The 19797-nt window shown below is 64.7% G+C and carries 13 protein-coding genes; 8 read left to right on the plus strand and 5 right to left on the minus strand.

Features of this window, described 5'->3' with window-relative positions; genetic code table 11:
• Positions 1–264: 264 nt before the first annotated feature.
• A complete protein-coding gene (locus O6P39_RS10590; protein WP_275611292.1) occupies positions 265–1650 on the plus strand; it encodes an APC family permease in 1386 nt (461 codons plus the stop codon).
• Positions 1651–2152: 502 nt separating this feature from the next.
• Here the strand turns inward: O6P39_RS10590 and O6P39_RS10595 are convergent.
• Positions 2153–2947, minus strand: a complete 795-nt coding sequence (locus O6P39_RS10595; protein ID WP_275611293.1) for an alpha/beta hydrolase — start codon at positions 2945–2947, stop codon at positions 2153–2155.
• Between the two features lie 474 nt (positions 2948–3421).
• Here O6P39_RS10595 and O6P39_RS10600 point away from each other — a divergent pair, with 474 nt between their 5' ends.
• Positions 3422–4126: an MgtC/SapB family protein gene (locus O6P39_RS10600; RefSeq protein WP_275611294.1), complete on the plus strand. Its 705-nt coding sequence runs from the start codon at positions 3422–3424 to the stop codon at positions 4124–4126.
• Positions 4127–4316: 190 nt separating this feature from the next.
• Here O6P39_RS10600 and O6P39_RS10605 read toward each other — a convergent pair whose 3' ends face one another.
• Both O6P39_RS10605 and O6P39_RS10610 read right to left on the minus strand, forming a co-directional pair.
• On the minus strand, positions 4317–5426 hold the full coding sequence (locus O6P39_RS10605; protein WP_275611295.1) for a polyamine ABC transporter substrate-binding protein: 1110 nt from the start codon (positions 5424–5426) through the stop codon (positions 4317–4319).
• Between the two features lie 91 nt (positions 5427–5517).
• Positions 5518–6333: a carbon-nitrogen hydrolase family protein gene (locus O6P39_RS10610; RefSeq protein WP_275611296.1), complete on the minus strand. Its 816-nt coding sequence runs from the start codon at positions 6331–6333 to the stop codon at positions 5518–5520.
• Positions 6334–6462: 129 nt separating this feature from the next.
• On the opposite strand from O6P39_RS10610, the gene O6P39_RS10615 reads away from it, so the two are divergent.
• Positions 6463–7254: a LuxR family transcriptional regulator gene (locus tag O6P39_RS10615; protein WP_275611297.1), complete on the plus strand. Its 792-nt coding sequence runs from the start codon at positions 6463–6465 to the stop codon at positions 7252–7254.
• Between the two features lie 2 nt (positions 7255–7256).
• Here the strand turns inward: O6P39_RS10615 and ampC are convergent, their stop codons facing one another.
• Complete coding sequence (gene ampC / locus O6P39_RS10620) at positions 7257–8402, minus strand: class C beta-lactamase (protein WP_275611298.1); 1146 nt, start codon at positions 8400–8402, stop codon at positions 7257–7259.
• Positions 8403–8524: 122 nt separating this feature from the next.
• Here ampC and O6P39_RS10625 point away from each other — a divergent pair, with 122 nt between their 5' ends.
• The 5 genes from O6P39_RS10625 to O6P39_RS10645 all read left to right on the plus strand — a co-directional run bounded on the left by O6P39_RS10625 (position 8525) and on the right by O6P39_RS10645 (position 18205).
• Entirely contained in the window at positions 8525–9574 is a 1050-nt protein-coding gene (locus tag O6P39_RS10625; RefSeq protein ID WP_275611299.1) for an RNA methyltransferase, read from the plus strand.
• A gap of 158 nt (positions 9575–9732) precedes the next feature.
• The gene (locus O6P39_RS10630; protein ID WP_275611300.1) at positions 9733–10680 is read left to right on the plus strand and encodes a hypothetical protein; all 948 of its coding nucleotides are present in this window, start codon (positions 9733–9735) and stop codon (positions 10678–10680) included.
• A 1252-nt stretch (positions 10681–11932) separates the two neighbouring features.
• On the plus strand, positions 11933–17095 hold the full coding sequence (locus O6P39_RS10635; protein WP_275611301.1) for a YadA-like family protein: 5163 nt from the start codon (positions 11933–11935) through the stop codon (positions 17093–17095).
• Between the two features lie 236 nt (positions 17096–17331).
• Positions 17332–17676 carry a cupin domain-containing protein gene (locus O6P39_RS10640; RefSeq protein ID WP_275611302.1) on the plus strand — a complete coding sequence of 115 codons (345 nt, stop codon included), beginning with the start codon at positions 17332–17334 and terminating at the stop codon, positions 17674–17676.
• Positions 17677–17896: 220 nt separating this feature from the next.
• Positions 17897–18205 (plus strand): NIPSNAP family protein, encoded by a 309-nt coding sequence (locus O6P39_RS10645; RefSeq protein ID WP_275611303.1) that lies wholly within the window; start codon positions 17897–17899, stop codon positions 18203–18205.
• A 157-nt stretch (positions 18206–18362) separates the two neighbouring features.
• Here the strand turns inward: O6P39_RS10645 and O6P39_RS10650 are convergent, their stop codons facing one another.
• Complete coding sequence (locus O6P39_RS10650; protein WP_275611304.1) at positions 18363–19793, minus strand: efflux transporter outer membrane subunit; 1431 nt, start codon at positions 19791–19793, stop codon at positions 18363–18365.
• Positions 19794–19797 lie beyond the last annotated feature (4 nt).

A 19797-nucleotide genomic window follows, 5' to 3' on the forward strand; every position in this document is an offset into this window, starting at 1 on the left:
CCTGGCCTCATCGACAGACAAGGCGATTTTGCTCGCCCAAGGAGGCGGCTTTTTTTTGCCGGATTGGGTGGGTACTGCACGCGCAGTTCGTATGAGCGCCGGGGAATCGAGCGTGGTGGCAGGGCTCATGTCGACCATTTTTTTCATTGGGCTCGAACATATTTTTAATAATTTTCCTCAGCGGGAAGCTGACGCACCATGCGCGCCCCATTCGAATAACAACGTCCTTTGAGGCGTGCGAAGCAGGAGTGCCTTGAGTCAGCCATGAAAAAAACAACAGGCGTAATGGATACCTCTCACCCGACCCATCAGCCTCATCGCGAGTCGACGTCGTCCCGCACGTTCCGCAAATCCCTGGGCATTACCGCGCTCGTAGTCTTCGGGCTGGCCTACATGGTGCCGCTGGCGGTGTTCACCACCTATGGCCTGGTTACCCGGATGACCATGGGCCACCTGCCCACCGCCTATGTCATCACCCTGGCTGCCATGCTGCTGACGGCGTACAGCTACGGGCGCATGGTCCAGGCCCACCCGTATTCCGGCTCGGTCTACACCTACACGCGCAAGACCTTCGGCGCCTACTTCGGCTTCATGGCGGGCTGGACGCTGCTGCTCGACTACATCTTCCTGCCGCTGCTGAGCTACCTGCTGATCGGCATCTACATGTCCGAGTATTTCCCGGCGGTTCCCGCGGCGGCGTGGATCCTGGGCTCCATCGCGCTGGTGACCTTTCTCAACCTCATCGGCATCGAGTCCATCACGCGGGTCAACTGGATTCTCATCGTTGCCCAGGCCGTATTCATCGTGGTGTTCATCGCGCTTTCGTGGAGCCACATGAACGCGCAGACGGAGCCGGTTTCGCTGCTCAAACCCATCTATGACGAGCAGTTCAGCTTCACGCTGGTGATGTCCGGCGCGGCCGTCCTGTGCTTGTCCTTCCTCGGCTTCGACGCCGTCTCGACCATGGCGGAAGAGACGCCCAATCCCAAGCGCCAGATTCCCGCAGCCATCATGCTGGTGACCTTGATCGGCGGTCTGCTGTTCATCGTCTCCGCCTATTTCGGCCAGCTGGTATTCCCGGAATGGGCGGCGCTGACTGACGCCGACTCTGCCTCGCTGGACGTGATGCGTCGCGTCGGTGGCGAGGGGCTGGTGACCTTCTTCACTGCCACCTATGTGGCGGGCTGCTTCGCCTCCGCGATGGTGTCCCAGGCCAGCGTATCGCGCGTGCTGTTCGCCATGGGCCGGGACGGCGCGCTGCCTCGGGTATTCGGCAAACTGGTGTCGAAGAAGCGCGTTCCCGCCACCGCGATCATGCTGATCAGCCTGCTCTCGCTGATCGCGCTGTTCGTTACCCTGGATACCGTCGCCAGCATGATCAGCTTCGGTGCGCTGTTCGCGTTCTCGGCGGTGAACCTGGCCGTGATCAAGCATTACCTGATCGACCAGAAGCTGCGCGGTACGCGCTACTACCTGTACTACGGTGCGTTGCCGGCGCTGGGGTTCCTCAGCACCATCTGGCTGTGGTCGAGCCTGTCCGGCATGACCTTCCTGATCGGCTTCGGCTGGATGTGCCTGGGTTTCATCTGCCTGCTCAGCGCCACTCGCCTGTTCCGCGATCGACTGCCGGAACTGCACATGGCGGAGTGATTGTTCACCGGAGTAGAACCGAGGTTCCTGGTGCTGCTCCGGCCTGCCGGTCGTGGATAGTTCTTTCCATTCTGACCATCGCGCCAGCGGTGGAAATCGGTCTAAAAAGTCCCGGTCCGCTTGCCGGGACTTTTGCTACCCTCAATCCAGTAGGTGAGAACGCAGACTGATGCGCAAGTGGATAGCAAGGAGACGTGGGGCACGTTCCCGGGGTACACGGCTGGCAACAACAAGATTTGTCCCATACGCCGCGTGAAGTGGAGAGGTTGAATCTCTTCCGCCAGATTCCTCAGAAACCTTGTAAGCCGGAGACCAGCGCCGGCCACCTACTAAAACCCAACCCCTTGAAGCCCGACTCGCGTGTCGGGCTTTTTTCGTTCCATCCGGGTCCCTGAGCGCAGGGATATCGGGGACAGAGCGAGTCGAGCGGCCACTCGGACGTCCGCCCGCGACCCCGACCGATACTGCGCGGGCCAAAGTCGCATGGCTCTATGGGGCGATCCTAGTGGCTGAAACGCCGGAGGAATTCTTCCACCGCTTCCAGCACCACCGCCTGCTGCTGGCGGTGCGGGACATGGCCGCAGTCGGGCAGCAGTTTCAATACCGAGGGCACGCCGGGTACCGAGGTGAGGCGCTCGGGGTGCGCCGCCGAGCCGTACTCGTCCTGCTCGCCGTGCAGGCTGAGGATCGGGCACTTCACCAGGGCCAGTTCGGCATCCAGGTTCCAGTCGCTGAAGTCGTTCGACAGCCAGGTATCGACCCAGGCGCGCAGCACCCAGAAGGCCTTTTCGCCGTGGTACTTCTGCAGGCGTTCCAACTGGCCCTCCTGGGCGAATTCCTGTTCGGCCGCGCGGATGCCATCGCGGGTCTGGTGCTCGACGAAGGCCTGCGCCGATTCGGTGATCAACGCCGCGCAGGCCTGCGGGTGCTGCGCTGCGCAGGCCACCGCCATGGCGCCGCCGACGCTGTGGCCGAATACCACGCAACGCTCGAAGCCGAAGTGCTGCTGTAACGCCGGGAGGTTCACCCGCGCCTCGTCGTCGATGAAGCCCAGGGGCAGGGCACCGGGGTGGCGTTCGGAGCGGCCGAAGCCGAGGCGGTCGTAGGCGATCACCGGGCGGCCGGTGGTGCGCGCCAGCTGTTCCGGGAAGTCCCGCCACAGCGCCACGCAGCCCAGGGAGTCATGCAACAGCAGGATCGGTTCGCCGCGTGTTTCGTCGGGCGTCCAGTCCTGGGCGAAGAGCTGGCCCTTTTCGGTACTGATCCAGTGTTCGCGGGTGCTGACGTGCAACGGCATGACGCTCTCCTGTCGTTTGGGGCTGACGCGCTTTTCGTTCGCCATAGTATTCCGGCCAGGCGCCCGCAGCGATGTTCAGACGAGCGTTCGGATGCAGCACTGGATCGAAAGCCGGCGTGCCGGCTCCTAAGAAAACCTTAAGGTGGCGCGGGGATGATGAGGACTTGCGACCGGAGCTGTCCCGGATAGTGCTCACGCCGGGTCCGGTCGTTTTTTTCAACTTGCATGGGAGTCCTGCCGTGGACACTTGCCCTGGTCGATTGCGACAGGTCTGAACAGCGAGCCGTCCGGCAGAACCCTGCTGCTGTCTCGCTGCGTAGCGGACAGTGGCGAAACGCATCCCCTGGCGGATGACGTTTCACCATTCCCCTCCGGGGCCTATCCAGGCCTTTCGATCTTTCGCGATCCATCCCCGATAGCGCGCCGGCCTCGCCCGGCGCATGGACCGGCCGTGCGCCGGATACGAGGTGGAACATGGATTGGAAAATCTTCCTGCTGCGGGTCGCCGTGGCACTCGCCCTGGGCGCCCTGATCGGCGCCGAACGCCAGCTGCGCCAGCGTCTCACCGGCTTGCGTACCAACGCCCTGGTCAGCACCGGTGCCTGCCTGTTCGTGCTGATGACCCAGGCCATGCCGGGCCTCTCGGCGGACGCGCCGCGCATCGCCGCCTACGTGGTGTCTGGGATCGGTTTCCTGGGCGGCGGCGTGATCATGCGCGATGGCCTGAACGTGCGTGGCCTGAATACCGCCGCCACGCTCTGGTGCACCGCCGCCATCGGCGTGCTGTGCAGCATGGGGCTGCTGCTGGAGGCCGCGCTGGGCAGCGTGGTGGTGCTGTGCGCCAACATCCTGCTGCGCGACATCGCTCAGCGCCTGAACCATCAGGAGGTGCTGCCGGCCAACGAGGCGGAGCAACGCTACGGTGTCGCCATCGTCTGCCGCGCCGAGGACGAGATCCAGGTGCGCAGCCTGATGCTGCACAGCCTGGACGGCGGCGAACTGCGCCTGCAGTCGCTGCACAGTGAGGACCAGCCCAACCCGGCCAGGCTGGAAGTGCGCGCCGAGTTGCTCGGCGGCCACGGCGCCAGCGGCCAGCTGGAGCGCATGGTCAGCCGCATCAGCCTGGAGAAGGGCGTCAGCTCGGTGCGCTGGCAACTGTTCGAGCTGGCCAGCGACTGAGGTCGATCGGCTTTTCGTAGGAGAGAGCTTGCTCGCGAACGGCCCAGGCGCCGAGGCCAGGAGGTTCGCGAGCAAGCTCGCTCCTACAGGGGACTTCGAGGATGGGGTGATCAGCAGCCGAGCTCAGCTCTCTCACGCCACGCCATCAGCGCTTGCGTTCGTCCATCATCAGTGACAATGACGCAGTCCATCAGGTCCCGGTCTTGACCTTGCTCCACACCCGTGTGCGGACTCGCTCCGTCTTCAGCGGCAGGGGTTCGAGCGGGAACAGGGTGGCCATCACTTCCTTCGACGGATAGGCGCCGGGGTCGTCGCGCAGCTTCGCGTTCACCAGCATCGTGGCGTCGCGGTTGGCGTTGGGGTAGCCGACGTAGTCGGAGCTCTTGGCCACCACCTGCGGGCGCAGCATGTAGTCGATGAAGGTCAGGCCCTGTTCGGGATGCGGCGCGTCCTTGAGCAGCACGAAGCTTTCCACCCACACCGGTGCGCCTTCGCGGGGGATGCTGTAGGCGATCTTGCGGCCATTGCCGGCGCGCTCGGCGGTGAGCCGCGCATCGAACACGCCGCCTTCCCAGCCGACCACCGCGCAGGTGTTGCCGTTGGCCAGGTCGGTGATGAACTTCGAGGAGTCGAAGTAGCGCACGTAGGGGCGGATCTTCAGCAGCAGCGCCTCGGCCTTGCGGTAGTCGTCGGGGTTCTGGCTGTTGGCCGGCAGCCCCAGGTAGTGCAGGGCGATGGAGACGATCTCGGTCGGCGAGTCGAGCATGGCCACGCCGCACTGGCTGAGCTTGGCGATGTTCTCTTCCTTGAAGATCAGGTCCCAGGTGTTCACCGGCGCCTGGTCGCCGAACAGCTCGTGAATCTTGTCGACGTCGTAGCCGATGCCAGTGGTGCCCCAGAGGTAGGGCGCGCCATAGCGGTTACCGGGATCGTTCTTCTGCAGGGTGGCGAGCACTTCCGGGTCCAGGTGCGGCCAGTTCGGCAACTTGGTGCGGTCCAGTTCCTGCAGGACACCGGCCTTGATCAGGTTGGGCAGCACGTCGCCGCTGACCACCACCACGTCGTAGCCGGTGCGTCCGGCCATCAGCTTGCTCTGCATCACCTCGGCGTTGTCGAACACGTCCAGCACCGGGGTGATGCCGCTTTCCTGCTGGAACTCCCCGGGCGTTTCGGGGGCGATGAAGTCGTACCAGTTGTACAGGTGCACGGTGGGGCCGTCGGCGGCCTGGACGCCGCCGAGGGGCGCGCCGATCAGGGTGGCCAACGCCAGGGCCGATGCCAGTAGACGAGGGGCTTTCATGGGATGCTCCTGGCCGGCTTCCGTGAGGAGCGCCGGCGGTTCTGATTGGAATTGTTATGGGCAGGTTGCAACCGGTAAAGAGCGGGTCGCTTCAGGGAATCAGCAGTTCACGGCGACCGTCGGCGTGCTTGATGCGTTCGCCCGGCAGGCGGAAGCGTTTCTCCCGGTGATAGTCGTACAACGCGCGGGCGCCGGCGAGCCGGGTGAAGTCCAGCTCGACGCTGTGCCGACATTCCTCGCGCCCGGCCTCGAACAGCAGGTGGCCGAAGGGATCGAACGCGGCGCTGCCGCCGGCGAAGACCAGGTCGTCGTCGCCACTGCCCACGCGGTTCACCACCACGGCGAACACCTGGTTCTCCTGGGCGCGGGCGGCGATGGAGGTGCGGTGCACGTGGCCGTAGGGCTCCATGTTGCCGTCGGTGACCAGGATCAGCTCGGCGCCCAGTTCGGCCACGGCGCGGGCGGTCTCGGGGAACTCGGTGTCGTAGCAGATCAGCAGGCCGATGCGTATGCCGTGCCACGGGAAGGTCACGTAGCGGTCGCCGGGCTCCACCAGGCCGGGTTCGGAGATCCACAGGTGGGTCTTGCGGTAGTGCGCCAGGATGCCTTCGGGGGCGATGAACAGCGTGGTGTTGTAGAAGCGTCCGCCGTCGTTCTCGATCAGCCCGACCACCACGGCAACTTCATGGTCGCGGGCGGCCTGGGCGATGGCGCGCACGCTCGGGCCGTCGAGGGACTCGGCGTTGGCGGCGATGTTGCCGGCGTCGAGGAAGCCGGTGATCTGCGATTCGTGGAAGACCACCAGGTCGGTGTCCGGCGCGCAGGTGGCGATGGCCTTGAGGATGCGCTGCAGGTTGTGGGCGGTGTCGCCGTCACGGGCTGCCAGCTGTACCAGTTCGAGTTTCATTGTCGGGCCTTGTTGTTGTTCGAGTGGGTCCCGCCGGGGCGGGTGACAAGGCCCCGGAGGCAATGCAAGTATGCGTTTCGCTTCAGGATTTCCTATCACGTCGAGTAGTTAACCCCGGGGGGTATGCGGATGAACCTCAGCCTTGCGGATGTGGCCTGGAACCGGTCGGTAGGGCAGTTGATCGAGTCGCTCGACCGGCCCGGCTTCTGGCCTGCGCTGGCGCGGGTGCTGGATGAGTTCGTGCCGCTGGATAACTGGGTGGCGCTGCTGTTCAGCGATGGCCGACCCTACCTGTTCGCCGAGAGTCCCTACGAGGGGGAATCGCCCGATCCGCTGTTCCACGACTACATCAAGGGCCTGTACCTGCTCGACCCGTTCTACGTCGCGAACCGCGAAAGGCCCGGCAGCGGCTTGTTCCGCCTGTCCGAGGTGGCGCCCGAGCGCTTTCGCCAGACCGAGTACTACCGCCTGTACTTCGACCGCAACGTCAAGGAAGACGAGGTGCAGTACAACGTGCAGCTCGACGAGGCGCGCACCCTGTGCCTGTCACTGGGCAGCAGGCGGCGCTTCACGGCGGAGCAGATCGCGCTGCTGGAACTGATCCGCCCCTGGGTTGCCGGGCTGATGCGCCAGCGCCTGTTCTTCGAAGGCGTCATGGCCGAGCAGCCGGTGCGCCAGGCGCCGCGCTGGCAGGGCGACCTGGAGGCTGCGATGGAGCGCCTCGGCACGCCGCTGACGGCGCGCGAGCTGGACGTGATCCGCCTGATGCTCGGTGGCTGCTCGAACAAGGAAGTGGCGAACAAGCTGGATATCTCGGCCGAGACGGTGAAGGTCCACCGCCGGCACATCTACGCCAAGCTGAACATCAAGTCGCAGCCGGAGCTGTTCGCGCTGTTCCTCAAGGCCCAGTCCGACGCCTGAGCTCACTGCAAGCGGGAGAGGATGTCCCAGGCGAGTTTCACCCGCGCCTCGTTGGGATAGTTGCGGTTGGCGAGCAGCACGATGCCGCGCTGCTTGGCCGGTACGAAGGCCACGTAGGCGCCGAAGCCGGCGGTGGCGCCGGTCTTGTTCACCCAGACCTTCTGCTGCGGCGGCAGCGGCGGGGTGATGGCGGTGACCGGCTGGCTGCCCTGGATCATCTGGCTGCCGTTGTACTGTTGCAGCTCCGCCAGTTTCGGTGGGTAGGCGTACTGCTCCCAGATCAGATCCTGGGTCATCGGGCCGACCTTGTAGTAACCGGTGCGGGTGGCGTCGAGCGCGGCCTGCAGCTTTTCTCCCAGCTTGACCCGGCCCAGCTGGATTTCCACGAAGCGCAGCAGGTCGCGGCTGCTGGTGCGCACGCCATAGGCCACGTCGGCCAGCACGTCGGGGTTGATTCGCACCGGCGCGTCGTCCTTGTCGTAGCCCTGGGCGTAGTAACCCTGGCGGGTCACCGGCACCTCGATATGGGTGTTGGAGAGGCCCAGCGGGGCGAACAGGTTGCGCTGCATCGCCGTCTTGTACGGCACGTCCAGCGCCCGTTCAGTGGCGAAGCCGACCAGCGCGATGCTGGGATTGGCGTAGGTGCGCTGGGTGCCGGCAAGGTACTGCGGCTGCCAGTCGTTGTAGTACTGGGTGAGCTGCTCCGGCGTCTGCACTGTGTCGGGAATCTGCAACGGGAAGCCACCGGCGGTATGGGTGGCGAGGTTGATCAGGCTGACCTTGTCCAGGGCGCTGCCGCGCAGTTCCGGCATGTAGCGGCTGGGGCTGTCCTTGAGCGACAGCTTGCCGGCGGCCTGGGCGAAGGCGGCGAGGGTCACGGTGAAGGTCTTGCTGATCGAACCGATCTCGAACAGCGTGTCGCTGGTGACCGGCTGGTGGTTCTCCCGGGAGGCCAGGCCGAAGTTGTAGAAGCGCTGCTCGCCGTTATCGGTGACGCCGATCGCCAGCCCCGTGATGCCATTCTCGCGCATCACCGCCTCGGCGGCCTTCTGCACCCTGGCGTCGAAGTCCGGCGTGTAGGCGTTGGCCGTGGGAATGCCGGTGAGGCTGAGTGAGCAGCTGAGTGCGAGCAGGCCGGTCAGGCGCATGGCGAACATCCTGTTGCGATGGGCAAGGGCTGACCCTAGCACCGCCGCGTCCATCGCTCCAGTGGCCGCGGCGACAGCCTGTGCTACGCCGCGAGCCCCGCGGGTGATAGCATGCGCGCCCCATGCACTTCACCGACCTCGACCAACGCCTTGCCGACCTCGGCGCGCTGCCCATGCACCGCGCCCGGATGCTTCGCGCCTGGCTGCAGGGCAGGGCGCTGGACGCCGGCACCAAGCGGCAGGCCAGCGAGGACTTCCTGCCGCTGAGCGTACGCCGCGGCGTGGCGGACATCGCAGACGAGCTTGAGCAACTGGCGCGCCTGCATTCCCGCCATCCCGGCGCGGACGGCTCCGAGCGTCTGCTGGTCCAGCTGCGCGACGGGCAGATGGTGGAAAGCGTGCTGCTGCCGCGCGGTGGCGTGTGCGTGTCCACCCAGGTTGGCTGCGCGGTGGGCTGCCTGTTCTGCATGACCGGCAAGGGCGGCTTGCTGCGCCAGCTGAGCGCCATGGAGATTCTCGTCCAGGTGGTGCTCGCTCGCCGCCTGCGGCCGGTGAAGCGCGTGGTGTTCATGGGCATGGGCGAGCCAGCGCACAACCTCGACAATGTGCTCGAAGCCATCGACCGCCTCGGTACCGACGGCGGCATCGGCCACAAGAACCTGGTGTTCTCCTCCGTGGGCGATCCGCGCGTGTTCGAGCGCCTGCCCCGGCAGCGCATCAAGCCGGCCCTGGCGCTGTCGCTGCACACCAGCAAGGCCGAACTGCGCGAGCAACTGCTGCCGCGCGCACCAAAGCTCAGCCCCGACGAGCTGGTGGAGTTGGGCGAGACCTACGCCCGGCAGGTTGGCTATCCCATCCAGTACCAGTGGACGCTGCTCAAGGGCATCAACGACGGCCGGGACGAACTCGACGGCATCCTGCGCCTGTTAAAGGGCAAGCTCGGCGTCCTCAACCTGATCCCCTTCAACAGCCTCGAAGGCGACCAGTACCAGCGCCCGGACGGTGAGCGCATCAATGAGATCGTCCGCTACCTGCACAGCCGGGGCGTGCTGACAAAGGTGCGCAACAGTGCCGGGCAGGACGTGGATGGCGGCTGCGGACAGCTGCGTGCGCGCGCAGGCGCGCTGATCGCCAGCACTCGCGGCATTAAGGCAACGTCTGTCCGCGAATAACTGCACCTGGAGTCGTCCTCGGGCAATCCTGACGGATAGGATTTTTCTGACAGCAGCCTAAGAGTTCGACGACCGTGCTGCTTAGCGCCGCTCCCTAGAATTCCGCCGGAGCCGCAGGCCACTGCCTGCGGGAATTTCGGCTGAGTCGAGGTGCGATGATGAAACTCCGAATTCTGGTAGTGGCGATCTGTTCGGTGGCTGGTCTGACCGGCTGTGGCCAGGGCGAGGCGGCTAAAGTCCCCGTGCACACTGGCCTGGTTTCGACGCCCGCGCTGCCGATCATCAAGGAGGCGGTTCGCTCGCTGTCGCCGACCTTCAATGGCAAACATGTTCCGGTGCTGGCCAACCAGCTTTGTTTGCTGGCGGCGGGGCAGGTGAGCGCTGAACAGAACCGCGCCCAACTCACCTCGATGGGCTTCGTTCCGGACCAGATGCCGCACCAGGGCGGTGATGGCCTGGCCCTGCTGGTGAATGGCGACCGGGCAGCCCAGGCAACCGCCTGCGCCGCCTACCAGGCGAGTGCCGCGCTGGTGCCGGTGAATCCCCAGGAGCTGATGCGTGATGTGGTGACCAAGCCCAAGGCAGCCACCCCTTCGACGCCGGATGACAAGGCGCATACATCCAAGGAGCATGCGCAGAAGGGTGAGGCAGAGAGCCCTGCGGTCACCAGGGCCGAGCACGAGCGGGAGCTCGACCCCCAGGCCCTGAATCGCCTGCTGCCGTTGCGCATGGCCCAGGCGCGCGCGGATGCGGATATCTTTGCCTATATTGCCCAGCGGCTGTCGGAACAACCGGGGCTGAGCGTGGCGCAGTATGGCGACCAGGCCCGCCGGCTGTTCGCCACCCTGGCGCCGTCCTACCTCCGACTGGTGCAACAGCATTTGCCGGCCGCCAGCGCGACGATGCGCCTGAACCAACTGGATGCCTACCACCTGAGCTTCGATAGCGACGAGGGTGCCCGCTACAGCGCGGCGAGCTTCGGCGGCATGACGCTGGAGCAGGACGGGCAACTCTGGCTCGGCCGTGGCCTGATCCAGGGCACTGATTATCGGGTCCAGGCGACCTACATCGCTCCTGGCGCCGCTCGCCCCCAGACCGCGCATTGATGTCCCTGGGCGGGGTGTGCTCCGCCCGCTTTTTCACGTTCCAACGCTCGTCCGCACGGGCTCGCCTTGTCAGGCGGTAGGCAGTCGGACTGTCGCCGTTTCATTCGCTGCTATTTGCCGCTGCCTACAACGCTTGCAGTTTGCTCGCTTGCCCCGCTGCCGATTATCCGTTGTCGGCAGTGCCCGGTACGCCGGAGCCAGAGCGTCCGCGTGTTTCCACCCCTCGTCAATGTTCGAAATTTGTGCTGAGAGGGCTTTCCGGAATTAGGAAATGCCCTACGCAGCCTTCAGAGCCTCCTGAATTCGCTGAAGTCCCTCGCTCCTTAGCATCTGCGCACCCGTCCACCAGAGGCTCGCGATGTCTCGGTTGACAGCGGCCATCAACTATTTAGTGGGGATTTCTTTCATGAACTTTGTGTACCGCAGCGTCTGGTGTGAGAAGACGGGCACTTATGTGGCTGCATCCGAGCAGGCCAAGGGCCGGACAAAGTCTGCGCGTTCGATAAAGGGGTTAGTACTTGCCACCCTATTGGGCGCCACTGGTGCCTGCATTGCCCAGTCCGCGTTTGCTGAGACAACATCACCCGTACCGGCCGAAGAAAGTGAGAGCGATCCTCTTGCTCTCACTGGCGAGGATTCGATAAGCAGCCCGGGTGCCAACACCGGTAGCGTACAGGGCGTCCGTCTGCTGGGTTCGAACCTGCAGGCGGTCGTGGGCAGCACCTATTTCCATGTCAACTCCACATTGGCCGATTCGTCTGCCGCCGGGGTGGACTCGGTAGCGATTGGCCCTAACGCCTCTGCTGGGGATACGGGGACCATCGCTATTGGACGTAACGCTTCGGTATCCGTCGCTTCCACGCCGACCAGTGGCTCCATCGCCATCGGTGATGGTGCTAAATCAACTTATCTCGGCGATGTCGCATTGGGGCAGTCGGCCATCGCGGGTGGCGGTAGTTCTACTGCTATTGGCTATAGTGCCACCACACTGAACGCCGCTGGTGCGAACAATCAGGTCGCGCTGGGCGCCGATGCGACCAGTAATGCCGCGAATGGTTCGGCACTGGGCGCTGGCAGCAGCGTTACCACCAACGGTGGGGTTGCCCTGGGACAGGGCACAGTTGCGGACCGCAGTAGTGGTGTCGGCGGCAGTACTGCCGGAGCGGTCTCGGTGGGTAGCGGGGGAACTGGCACGGCCACGACGACCCGCCAGATCATCAGTGTGGCTCGTGGTACCGCCGATACAGATGCCGTGAACGTATCGCAGCTCAAGGGCGTGACCACTGCACTGGGTGGCGGTGCACAGGTGAACCCAGACGGGACCATCAACGCTCCCAGCTATACGGTTACCAATGCTGATGGCTCCACCAGCACCGTGCGTAACGTCGGCGATGCGCTTGCTAACCTGGATGGTCGTACTGCCCAGAACACTACCAACCTCACTAATCTCACCACCAACATCAACAACGGCACCGTGGGCCTGGTCCAGCAGGCTGCCGCGGGCGCCAACCTGACCGTCGGCAAGAGCACCGATGGTACAGCGGTGGACTTCGCCGGCACCGCCGGTGCGCGCAAGCTGCTCAATGTAGCCGATGGTACCGTGGCCAGCGGCAGCAAGGACGCGGTCAACGGCTCGCAGCTGTTCGCGACCAACCAGCAGGTGGCACAGAACACCAGCGATATCGCGGGCAACACCACTTCCATCAATAACCTCGACGGCCGTGTAACCAACGTCGAAGGCGACGTCAGCAGCCTCACCACCAACATCAACAACGGTACCGTGGGCCTGGTGCAACAGGCGGGCGCAGGCGCCAACCTGACCGTGGGCAAGGACACCGATGGCGCGGCGGTGGACTTCGCCGGCACCACCGGCGCGCGCAAGCTGATCAATGTCGCCGACGGCACTGTCGCCAGCGGCAGCAAGGACGCCGTCAACGGCGGCCAACTGTTCGGCGTCAGCCAATCGGTAGCCAACGCCATGGGCGGCGGCTCTACCGTCAACAGCGATGGATCGATCTCGGCACCGAGCTACGCCGTGACCAACCTGGATGGCTCGACCACCACCGTAAACAACGTGGGCGATGCGATCAGCAACCTGGATGGCCGTACCACTCAGAACACCACCGACATCTACAGCCTGAACACCACCGTCAGCAACATGAGCGGCGTGATGGCCGATGCGGTGACCTACGACTCGGCGGCCCACGACAAGGTGACCTTTGGCAACGCCGGCACTCCGGTGCAGCTGACCAACGTCAAGGCGGGTGAACTGAGTGCCGACAGCAGCGATGCAGTCAACGGTTCGCAGCTGTTTGCGACCAACCAGCAGGTCGGCCAGAACACCTCCGATATCGCGGGCAACACTACTTCCATCAATAACCTCGACGGCCGTGTAACCAACGTCGAAGGCGACGTCAGCAGCCTCACCACCAACATCAACAACGGCACCATTGGTCTGGTCCAGCAGGCGGGCGCAGGCGCCAACCTGACCGTGGGCAAGGACACCGACGGCGCGGCGGTGGACTTCGCCGGCACCGCTGGCGCGCGCAAGCTGCTCAATGTGGCCGACGGTACCGTGGCCAGCGGCAGCAAGGACGCCGTCAACGGCGGCCAACTGTTCGGCGTCAGCCAATCGGTAGCCAACGCCATGGGCGGCGGCTCTACCGTCAACAGCGATGGATCGATCTCGGCACCGAGCTACGCCGTGACCAACCTGGATGGCTCGACCAACACCGTCAACAATGTGGGCGATGCAATCAGCAACCTGGATGGTCGTACCACTCAGAACACCACCGACATCAACAGCCTGAACACCACCGTCAGCAACATGAGCGGCGTGATGGCCGATGCGGTGACCTACGACTCGGCGGCCCACGACAAGGTGACCTTTGGCAACGCCGGCACTCCGGTGCAGCTGACCAACGTCAAGGCGGGTGAACTGAGTGCCGACAGCAGCGATGCGGTCAACGGTTCGCAGCTGTTCGCGACCAACCAGCAGGTTGGCCAGAACACCGCTGATATCGCGGGTAACACCACTTCCATCAATAACCTCGACGGCCGTGTAACCAACGTCGAAGGCGACGTCAGCAGCCTCACCACCAACATCAACAACGGTACCGTGGGCCTGGTGCAACAGGCGGGCGCAGGCGCCAACCTGACCGTGGGCAAGGACACCGATGGCGCGGCAGTGGACTTCGCCGGCACCGCCGGTGCGCGCAAGCTGATCAATGTCGCCGACGGTACCGTGGCCAGCGGCAGCAAGGACGCCGTCAACGGCGGCCAACTGTTCGGCGTCAGCCAATCGGTAGCCAACGCCATGGGCGGCGGCTCTACCGTCAACAGCGATGGATCGATCTCGGCACCGAGCTACGCCGTGACCAACCTGGATGGCTCGACCAACACCGTCAACAATGTGGGCGATGCAATCAGCAACCTGGATGGTCGTACCACTCAGAACACCACCGACATCAACAGCCTGAACACCACCGTCAGCAACATGAGCGGCGTGATGGCCGATGCGGTGACCTACGACTCGGTGGCCCACGACAAGGTGACCTTTGGCAACGCCGGCACTCCGGTGCAGCTGACCAACGTCAAGGCGGGTGAACTGAGCGCCGACAGCAGCGATGCAGTCAACGGTTCGCAGCTGTTTGCGACCAACCAGCAGGTCGGCCAGAACACCACCGATATCAACACCCTTACCAACAACATCAACAACGGTTCGGTCGGCCTGGTCCAGCAGTCCGCTGCGGGCGCCAATCTGACCGTGGGCAAGGATACCGATGGTGCGGCAGTGGACTTCGCCGGCACCGCCGGTGCGCGCAAGCTGCTCAATGTGGCCGACGGTACCGTGGCCAGCGGCAGCAAGGACGCCGTCAACGGCGGCCAACTGTTCGGCGTCAGCCAATCGGTAGCCAACGCCATGGGCGGCGGCTCTACCGTCAACAGCGATGGATCGATCTCGGCACCGAGCTACGCCGTGACCAACCTGGATGGCTCGACCACCACCGTCAACAACGTGGGCGATGCGATCAGCAACCTGGATGGCCGTACCACCCAGAACACCACCGACATCAACAGCCTCACCAACAACATCAACAACGGTTCGGTCGGCCTGGTCCAGCAGTCCGCTGCGGGCGCCAATCTGACAGTGGGCAAGGATACCGATGGTGCGGCAGTGGACTTCGCCGGCACCGCCGGTGCGCGCAAGCTGATCAATGTCGCCGACGGCACTGTCGCCAGCGGCAGCAAGGACGCGGTCAACGGTGGCCAACTGTTCGGTGTCAGCCAGTCGGTAGCCAACGCCATGGGCGGCGGCTCTACCGTCAACAGCGATGGATCGATCTCGGCACCGAGCTACAGCGTGACCAACCTCGATGGTTCGACCACCACGGTGAGCAACGTCGGTGATGCGATCACCAACCTGGATGGCCGCACCACCCAGAACACTACCGACATCAACTCCATCAACACCTCCATCACCAACATGGGTGACAGTCTGGCGGATGCGGTGAAGTACGACTCGTCGGCACACGACAAGGTGACCTTCGGCAATACCGGCACCCCGGTGCAACTGACCAACGTCAAGGCTGGCGCCCTGAGTGCGGACAGCAGCGATGCGGTCAACGGCTCGCAGCTGTTTGCGACGAATCAGCAGGTTGGCCAGAACACCACCGATATCAGCACCCTTACCAACAACATCAACAACGGCTCGGTCGGCCTGGTCCAGCAATCCGCTCCGGGCGCCAACCTGACCGTGGGCAAGGATACCGATGGTGCGGCAGTGGACTTCGCCGGCACTGCCGGCGCGCGCAAGCTGATCAATGTGGCCGACGGCACTGTGGCCACCGGCAGCAAGGACGCGGTCAACGGTGGCCAGCTGTTCGGCGTGAGCCAGTCGGTAGCCACCGCCATGGGCGGCGGTTCCATCGTCAACCCGGATGGCTCGATCTCGGCGCCGAGCTACAGCGTCACCAACCTCGATGGTTCTACCACCACCGTCAGCAACGTCGGCGATGCGATCAGCAACCTGGATGGCCGTACTACCCAGAACACCACTGACATCAACTCCATCAACACCGCCATCACCAACATGACCGGCGTGATGGGCGATGCGGTGATGTACGACTCGGCGGCCCATGACAAGGTAACCTTCGGCAACGCCGGCACTCCGGTGCAACTGACCAACGTCAAGGCTGGCGCCCTGACCGCGGACAGCACCGATGCCGTGACCGGCGCACAACTGTTCGCCACCAACAACCAGGTGTCGATCATCGATGGCCGTGTGACCAACCTTGAAGGCAGCGTGACCAACATCGTCAATGGCGGTGGCATCAAGTACTTCCACACCAGCTCCAGCAAGGCCGACTCGGTGGCCAGTGGTGCGGATGCGGTCGCCATTGGCGGCGGCGCCCAGGCGGGCGGCAGTGGTTCCGTCGCGCTGGGTGACAACGCGCAGGCGACCGGCAACGGCAACGTGGCGCTTGGTCAGAACTCCAGCGATGCCGGGCGTGGTGCGGAAGCGCCCTATGTCGGCAAATACTCCGGCGCGAACAACGACAATGTCGTTGGTACCGTCTCCGTGGGTAATGCGGCGACTGGCGAAACCCGAACCATCAGCAACGTGGCCGACGGCGTGGCGGACAACGATGCGGTCAACGTGCGTCAGCTCGACGGCGCGGTGGCGGAATCCAAGTCCTACACCGACAGCAAGGTCGATGGCCTGGCCGGCAGCGTCAGCAACGTGGTGGGCGACGTCAACGAGGTCAAGACGCGTGTGACCACCGTCGAGAACAACGTCACCAACCTGCAGAACGGCACGGACGGCATGGCGCAGGTGAACGACACCTCCCATCGCGGCAAGCCCAAGGCGACCGGCACCGACTCGGTGGCGGTCGGTGCTGGCGCCGAATCCTCGGGCGCCAGCAGCACTGCGATGGGTAATGGCGCTCGCGCCAAGGGCAAGAACTCGGTGGCCATTGGTACCGACTCGGTGGCCACTCGCGACAACTCCGTCGCGGTGGGCAGTGCCGGCAATGAACGCCAGATTACCAGCGTTGCCGCCGGTACCGAGCGTACCGATGCGGTCAACCTGGGTCAGATGAACGACGCCCTGAGCGACTTCGCCAACCAGTCCGATTCGCGTTACAACGCTCTGCGCAAAGACCTGCACGAGCAGGACGACCGCCTGAGCGCCGGTATCGCGGGTGCCATCGCCATCGCCAGCCTGCCGCAACCGATGGTCAACGGTGGCAGCACCACGTCGGTGGGCATCGGCAACTTCAATGGCCAGTCGGCCGTGTCGATGGGCGTCTCGCACACCACCAACGACGGCAAGTGGACTGCCAAGATCGGCGGTAGTGTCGACACGCAGAACTCCTTCTCCGTTGGAGCGGGTGTCGGCTACAACTGGTAATCACCCGGCGCGCGCCCATCTCGTCAGCAGATGGGCCTGAGCCGTTCGCCAAGGCCCCGCCGTCGGTTTCGACGGTGGGGCTTTTTTATTGCAGGCGGACAGGTCCGCCACAGCTTCGGCGTGCTGCCTGGCCGGGCAGGCCGTCGACGGACAACCGCAGGTCGGCCCCAGGCAACTCTCGTCGAGTTCGCCGACCTATGGTGACGGGCCCTTCACTGGATCGACCCGGAGCTGAGATGTCCGACTTCATTACCGTGCTGCGAGAAACCTGTCCGACCCCGGTGCTGGACGCCACCAAGTGGAAGCGCATCGGCGGCGACCCGCACACCGTCAACCTGAATGCCTACGCCTCGAAAGATGGCAGCAAGATCATGGGCACCTGGATCTGCACCCCCGGCAAGTTCGAGGTGAACTACGAGAAGTGGGAGTACTGCCACTTCCTCGACGGCTACTGCGTCATCACCCCCGAAGGAGAGCAGCCGATCCACCTGAAGGCCGGCGATGTGTTCGTCATCGAGCCGGGCATGAAGGGCACCTGGGAAGTGGTGGAGACGGTGCGCAAGTACTTCGTCTTCGCCTGAGACTGGTCCATGAAAAAGGGAGCCGATTGGCTCCCTTTTTCATGGACGTTTTCTTGAGACTCCTCGCTGATCGACCAACTCTCCGCCGATCTTGCGCCGAAGCCAAAGGCCGGAGGATTGGCGGACAGATACTGATACTGTCGGCCCTGCCGCTGTCGCCACGCGAGGTTCGTTCGGTAGGGTGGTGCTCTCATTCACTAGCCTGAAGCGAGCCAACGAGATGGTTACCTGCCACCTGCGTTACGTACTGGACTCTTACAAGCTCAAGGAATTCGAACACTACGGCCGGCTATGGATCGGACTGGTGGAGAAGTTCGGCGGAAAGCACCATGGCTATTTCCTGCCGTCAGAGGGTGCCAGCAATATCGCGCTGGCGATGTTCAGCTTCCCGAGCCTGGCCGACTACGAACGCTATCGGCAGCAGTCAATGATCGATCCCGACTGCCAGGCCGCGTTCCGGTACGCGGAAGAAACCCGCTGCATCATCAGCTACGAGCGGAGTTTCTTCCGACCGGTGTTCGACGCCTGATCAGCACCCTAGGGCGCTGACCTGTAGGAGCAACTGTCTTCTTCTGGGGAGCCCGTGCCTATTCATCCCCCTCACCCCAGCCCTCTCCCCCTGGGAGAGGGCTGGGGTGAGGGCCGACTCGTGCGCAGATATATCTCGTAGGAGCCAAGGCGTCTGGTCAGCGCTGCGCCACCGGCTTGCCATCCCAGCCACCGCCGAGGGCGCGGAACAGGTCGACCAGGGCGATCTGCCGCTGGGTGCTGGTCTCGATGTAGGCCGCCTCGTTGATGAAGTTGCTGCGCTGCGCGTCCAGATAGCGCAGGTGGCTGTCCACGCCGCCTTCGTAGCGTGCCTTGGCCAGCTTCAGCGTCTCCTCGGTGGTGTTGGCCAGCGCCCGGCGGGCGATTTCCTCGCGGCGCAGGGTGTCGGTGGCGGCCAGCGCGTCGGCCACTTCGCGGAAGGCGGTCTGGATGGTGCCTTCGTAGGCGGCCGCGGCGGAGTCCTTGCGTACCTTGGCCAGGTCCAGGTTGGCGCTGTTGCGGCCGGCATCGAAGATCGGCAGCGACAGCGTTGGCACGAAGTTCCAGGAGCGCGAACCACCGTCGAACAGCCCGGACATTTCCGCGCTGGAGGTGCCGAAGCTGCCGGTCAGGCTGATGCGCGGGAAGAACGCCGCCCGCGCCGCGCCGATGTCGGCGTTGCGCGCCTTGAGCTGGTGCTCGGCGGCGCGGATGTCCGGGCGCCGTTCGATCAGCTCGGATGGCGTGCCGGGTGCGATGTCCTGGACCAGCATCGGCTTGTCCAACGACACCAGCGGGATGCGGCTGGCGGCGTCCGGCGTGCCGAGCAGCAGCACCAGGGCATTGAGCGATTGCTGCTTCTGCCGCGCGTTGCTTTCCTGTTCGGCGCGGGATTGTTCCACCAGCCCCAGCGCCTCCTGGTAGTCCAGGGCGGTGGCGGCGCCCGCCGAGCGGCGCTGGGCGATCAGCGCGAGGGAGTCTTCGCGGCTGGCCAGAGTCTGCTCGGTCAGCAGCAGGCGACGCTGGGCGCCGTCGTAGCTCAGGTAGGCCTGGCTGACTTCGGCGATCAGGGCGATCTGCGCACTGCGCGCGGCTTCCTCGGTGGCGAGGTATTGCTCCAGGGCGGCGTCGGTCAGGCTCTTCACCCGGCCGAACAGGTCCAGCTCGTACTCGGGCAGTGACAGGCCGACCTGGTAGCTGCTGCTCACGCCGGAGCTTCCGTTGCTGGACAGGTCACCCGGCAGCCGCTGGCGGTTGCCATTGGCCGACGCGCTCAGGCCCGGCACCCGCTCGGAGCGCTGGATGCGGTACTGCGCGCGGGCCTGCTCGATGTCCAGCAGGGTCTGGCGCAGCGAGCGGTTGTTGTTCAGGGCGATGTTCACCAGGTCGCGCAGCTCGCTGTCGACGATGAAGGTCTGCCAGTCCAGGTTGCTGGCCGCGCGGCCAGGCTGCGCGGCAGGGCCGCTCCAGTTCGCGGCCACCGGCGCGTCGGGGCGCTCATAGGTGGGCGCCATCGAGCAGCCGGCTATCAGCAGGAGCGGGGCCAGCGCCAGCAGCAGGGCGCTGGGGGTAAAGGCTGGTTTGCGCATGGCG

It is taken from the genome of Pseudomonas sp. PSE14, assembly GCF_029203285.1.
Lineage (GTDB): Bacteria > Pseudomonadota > Gammaproteobacteria > Pseudomonadales > Pseudomonadaceae > Pseudomonas.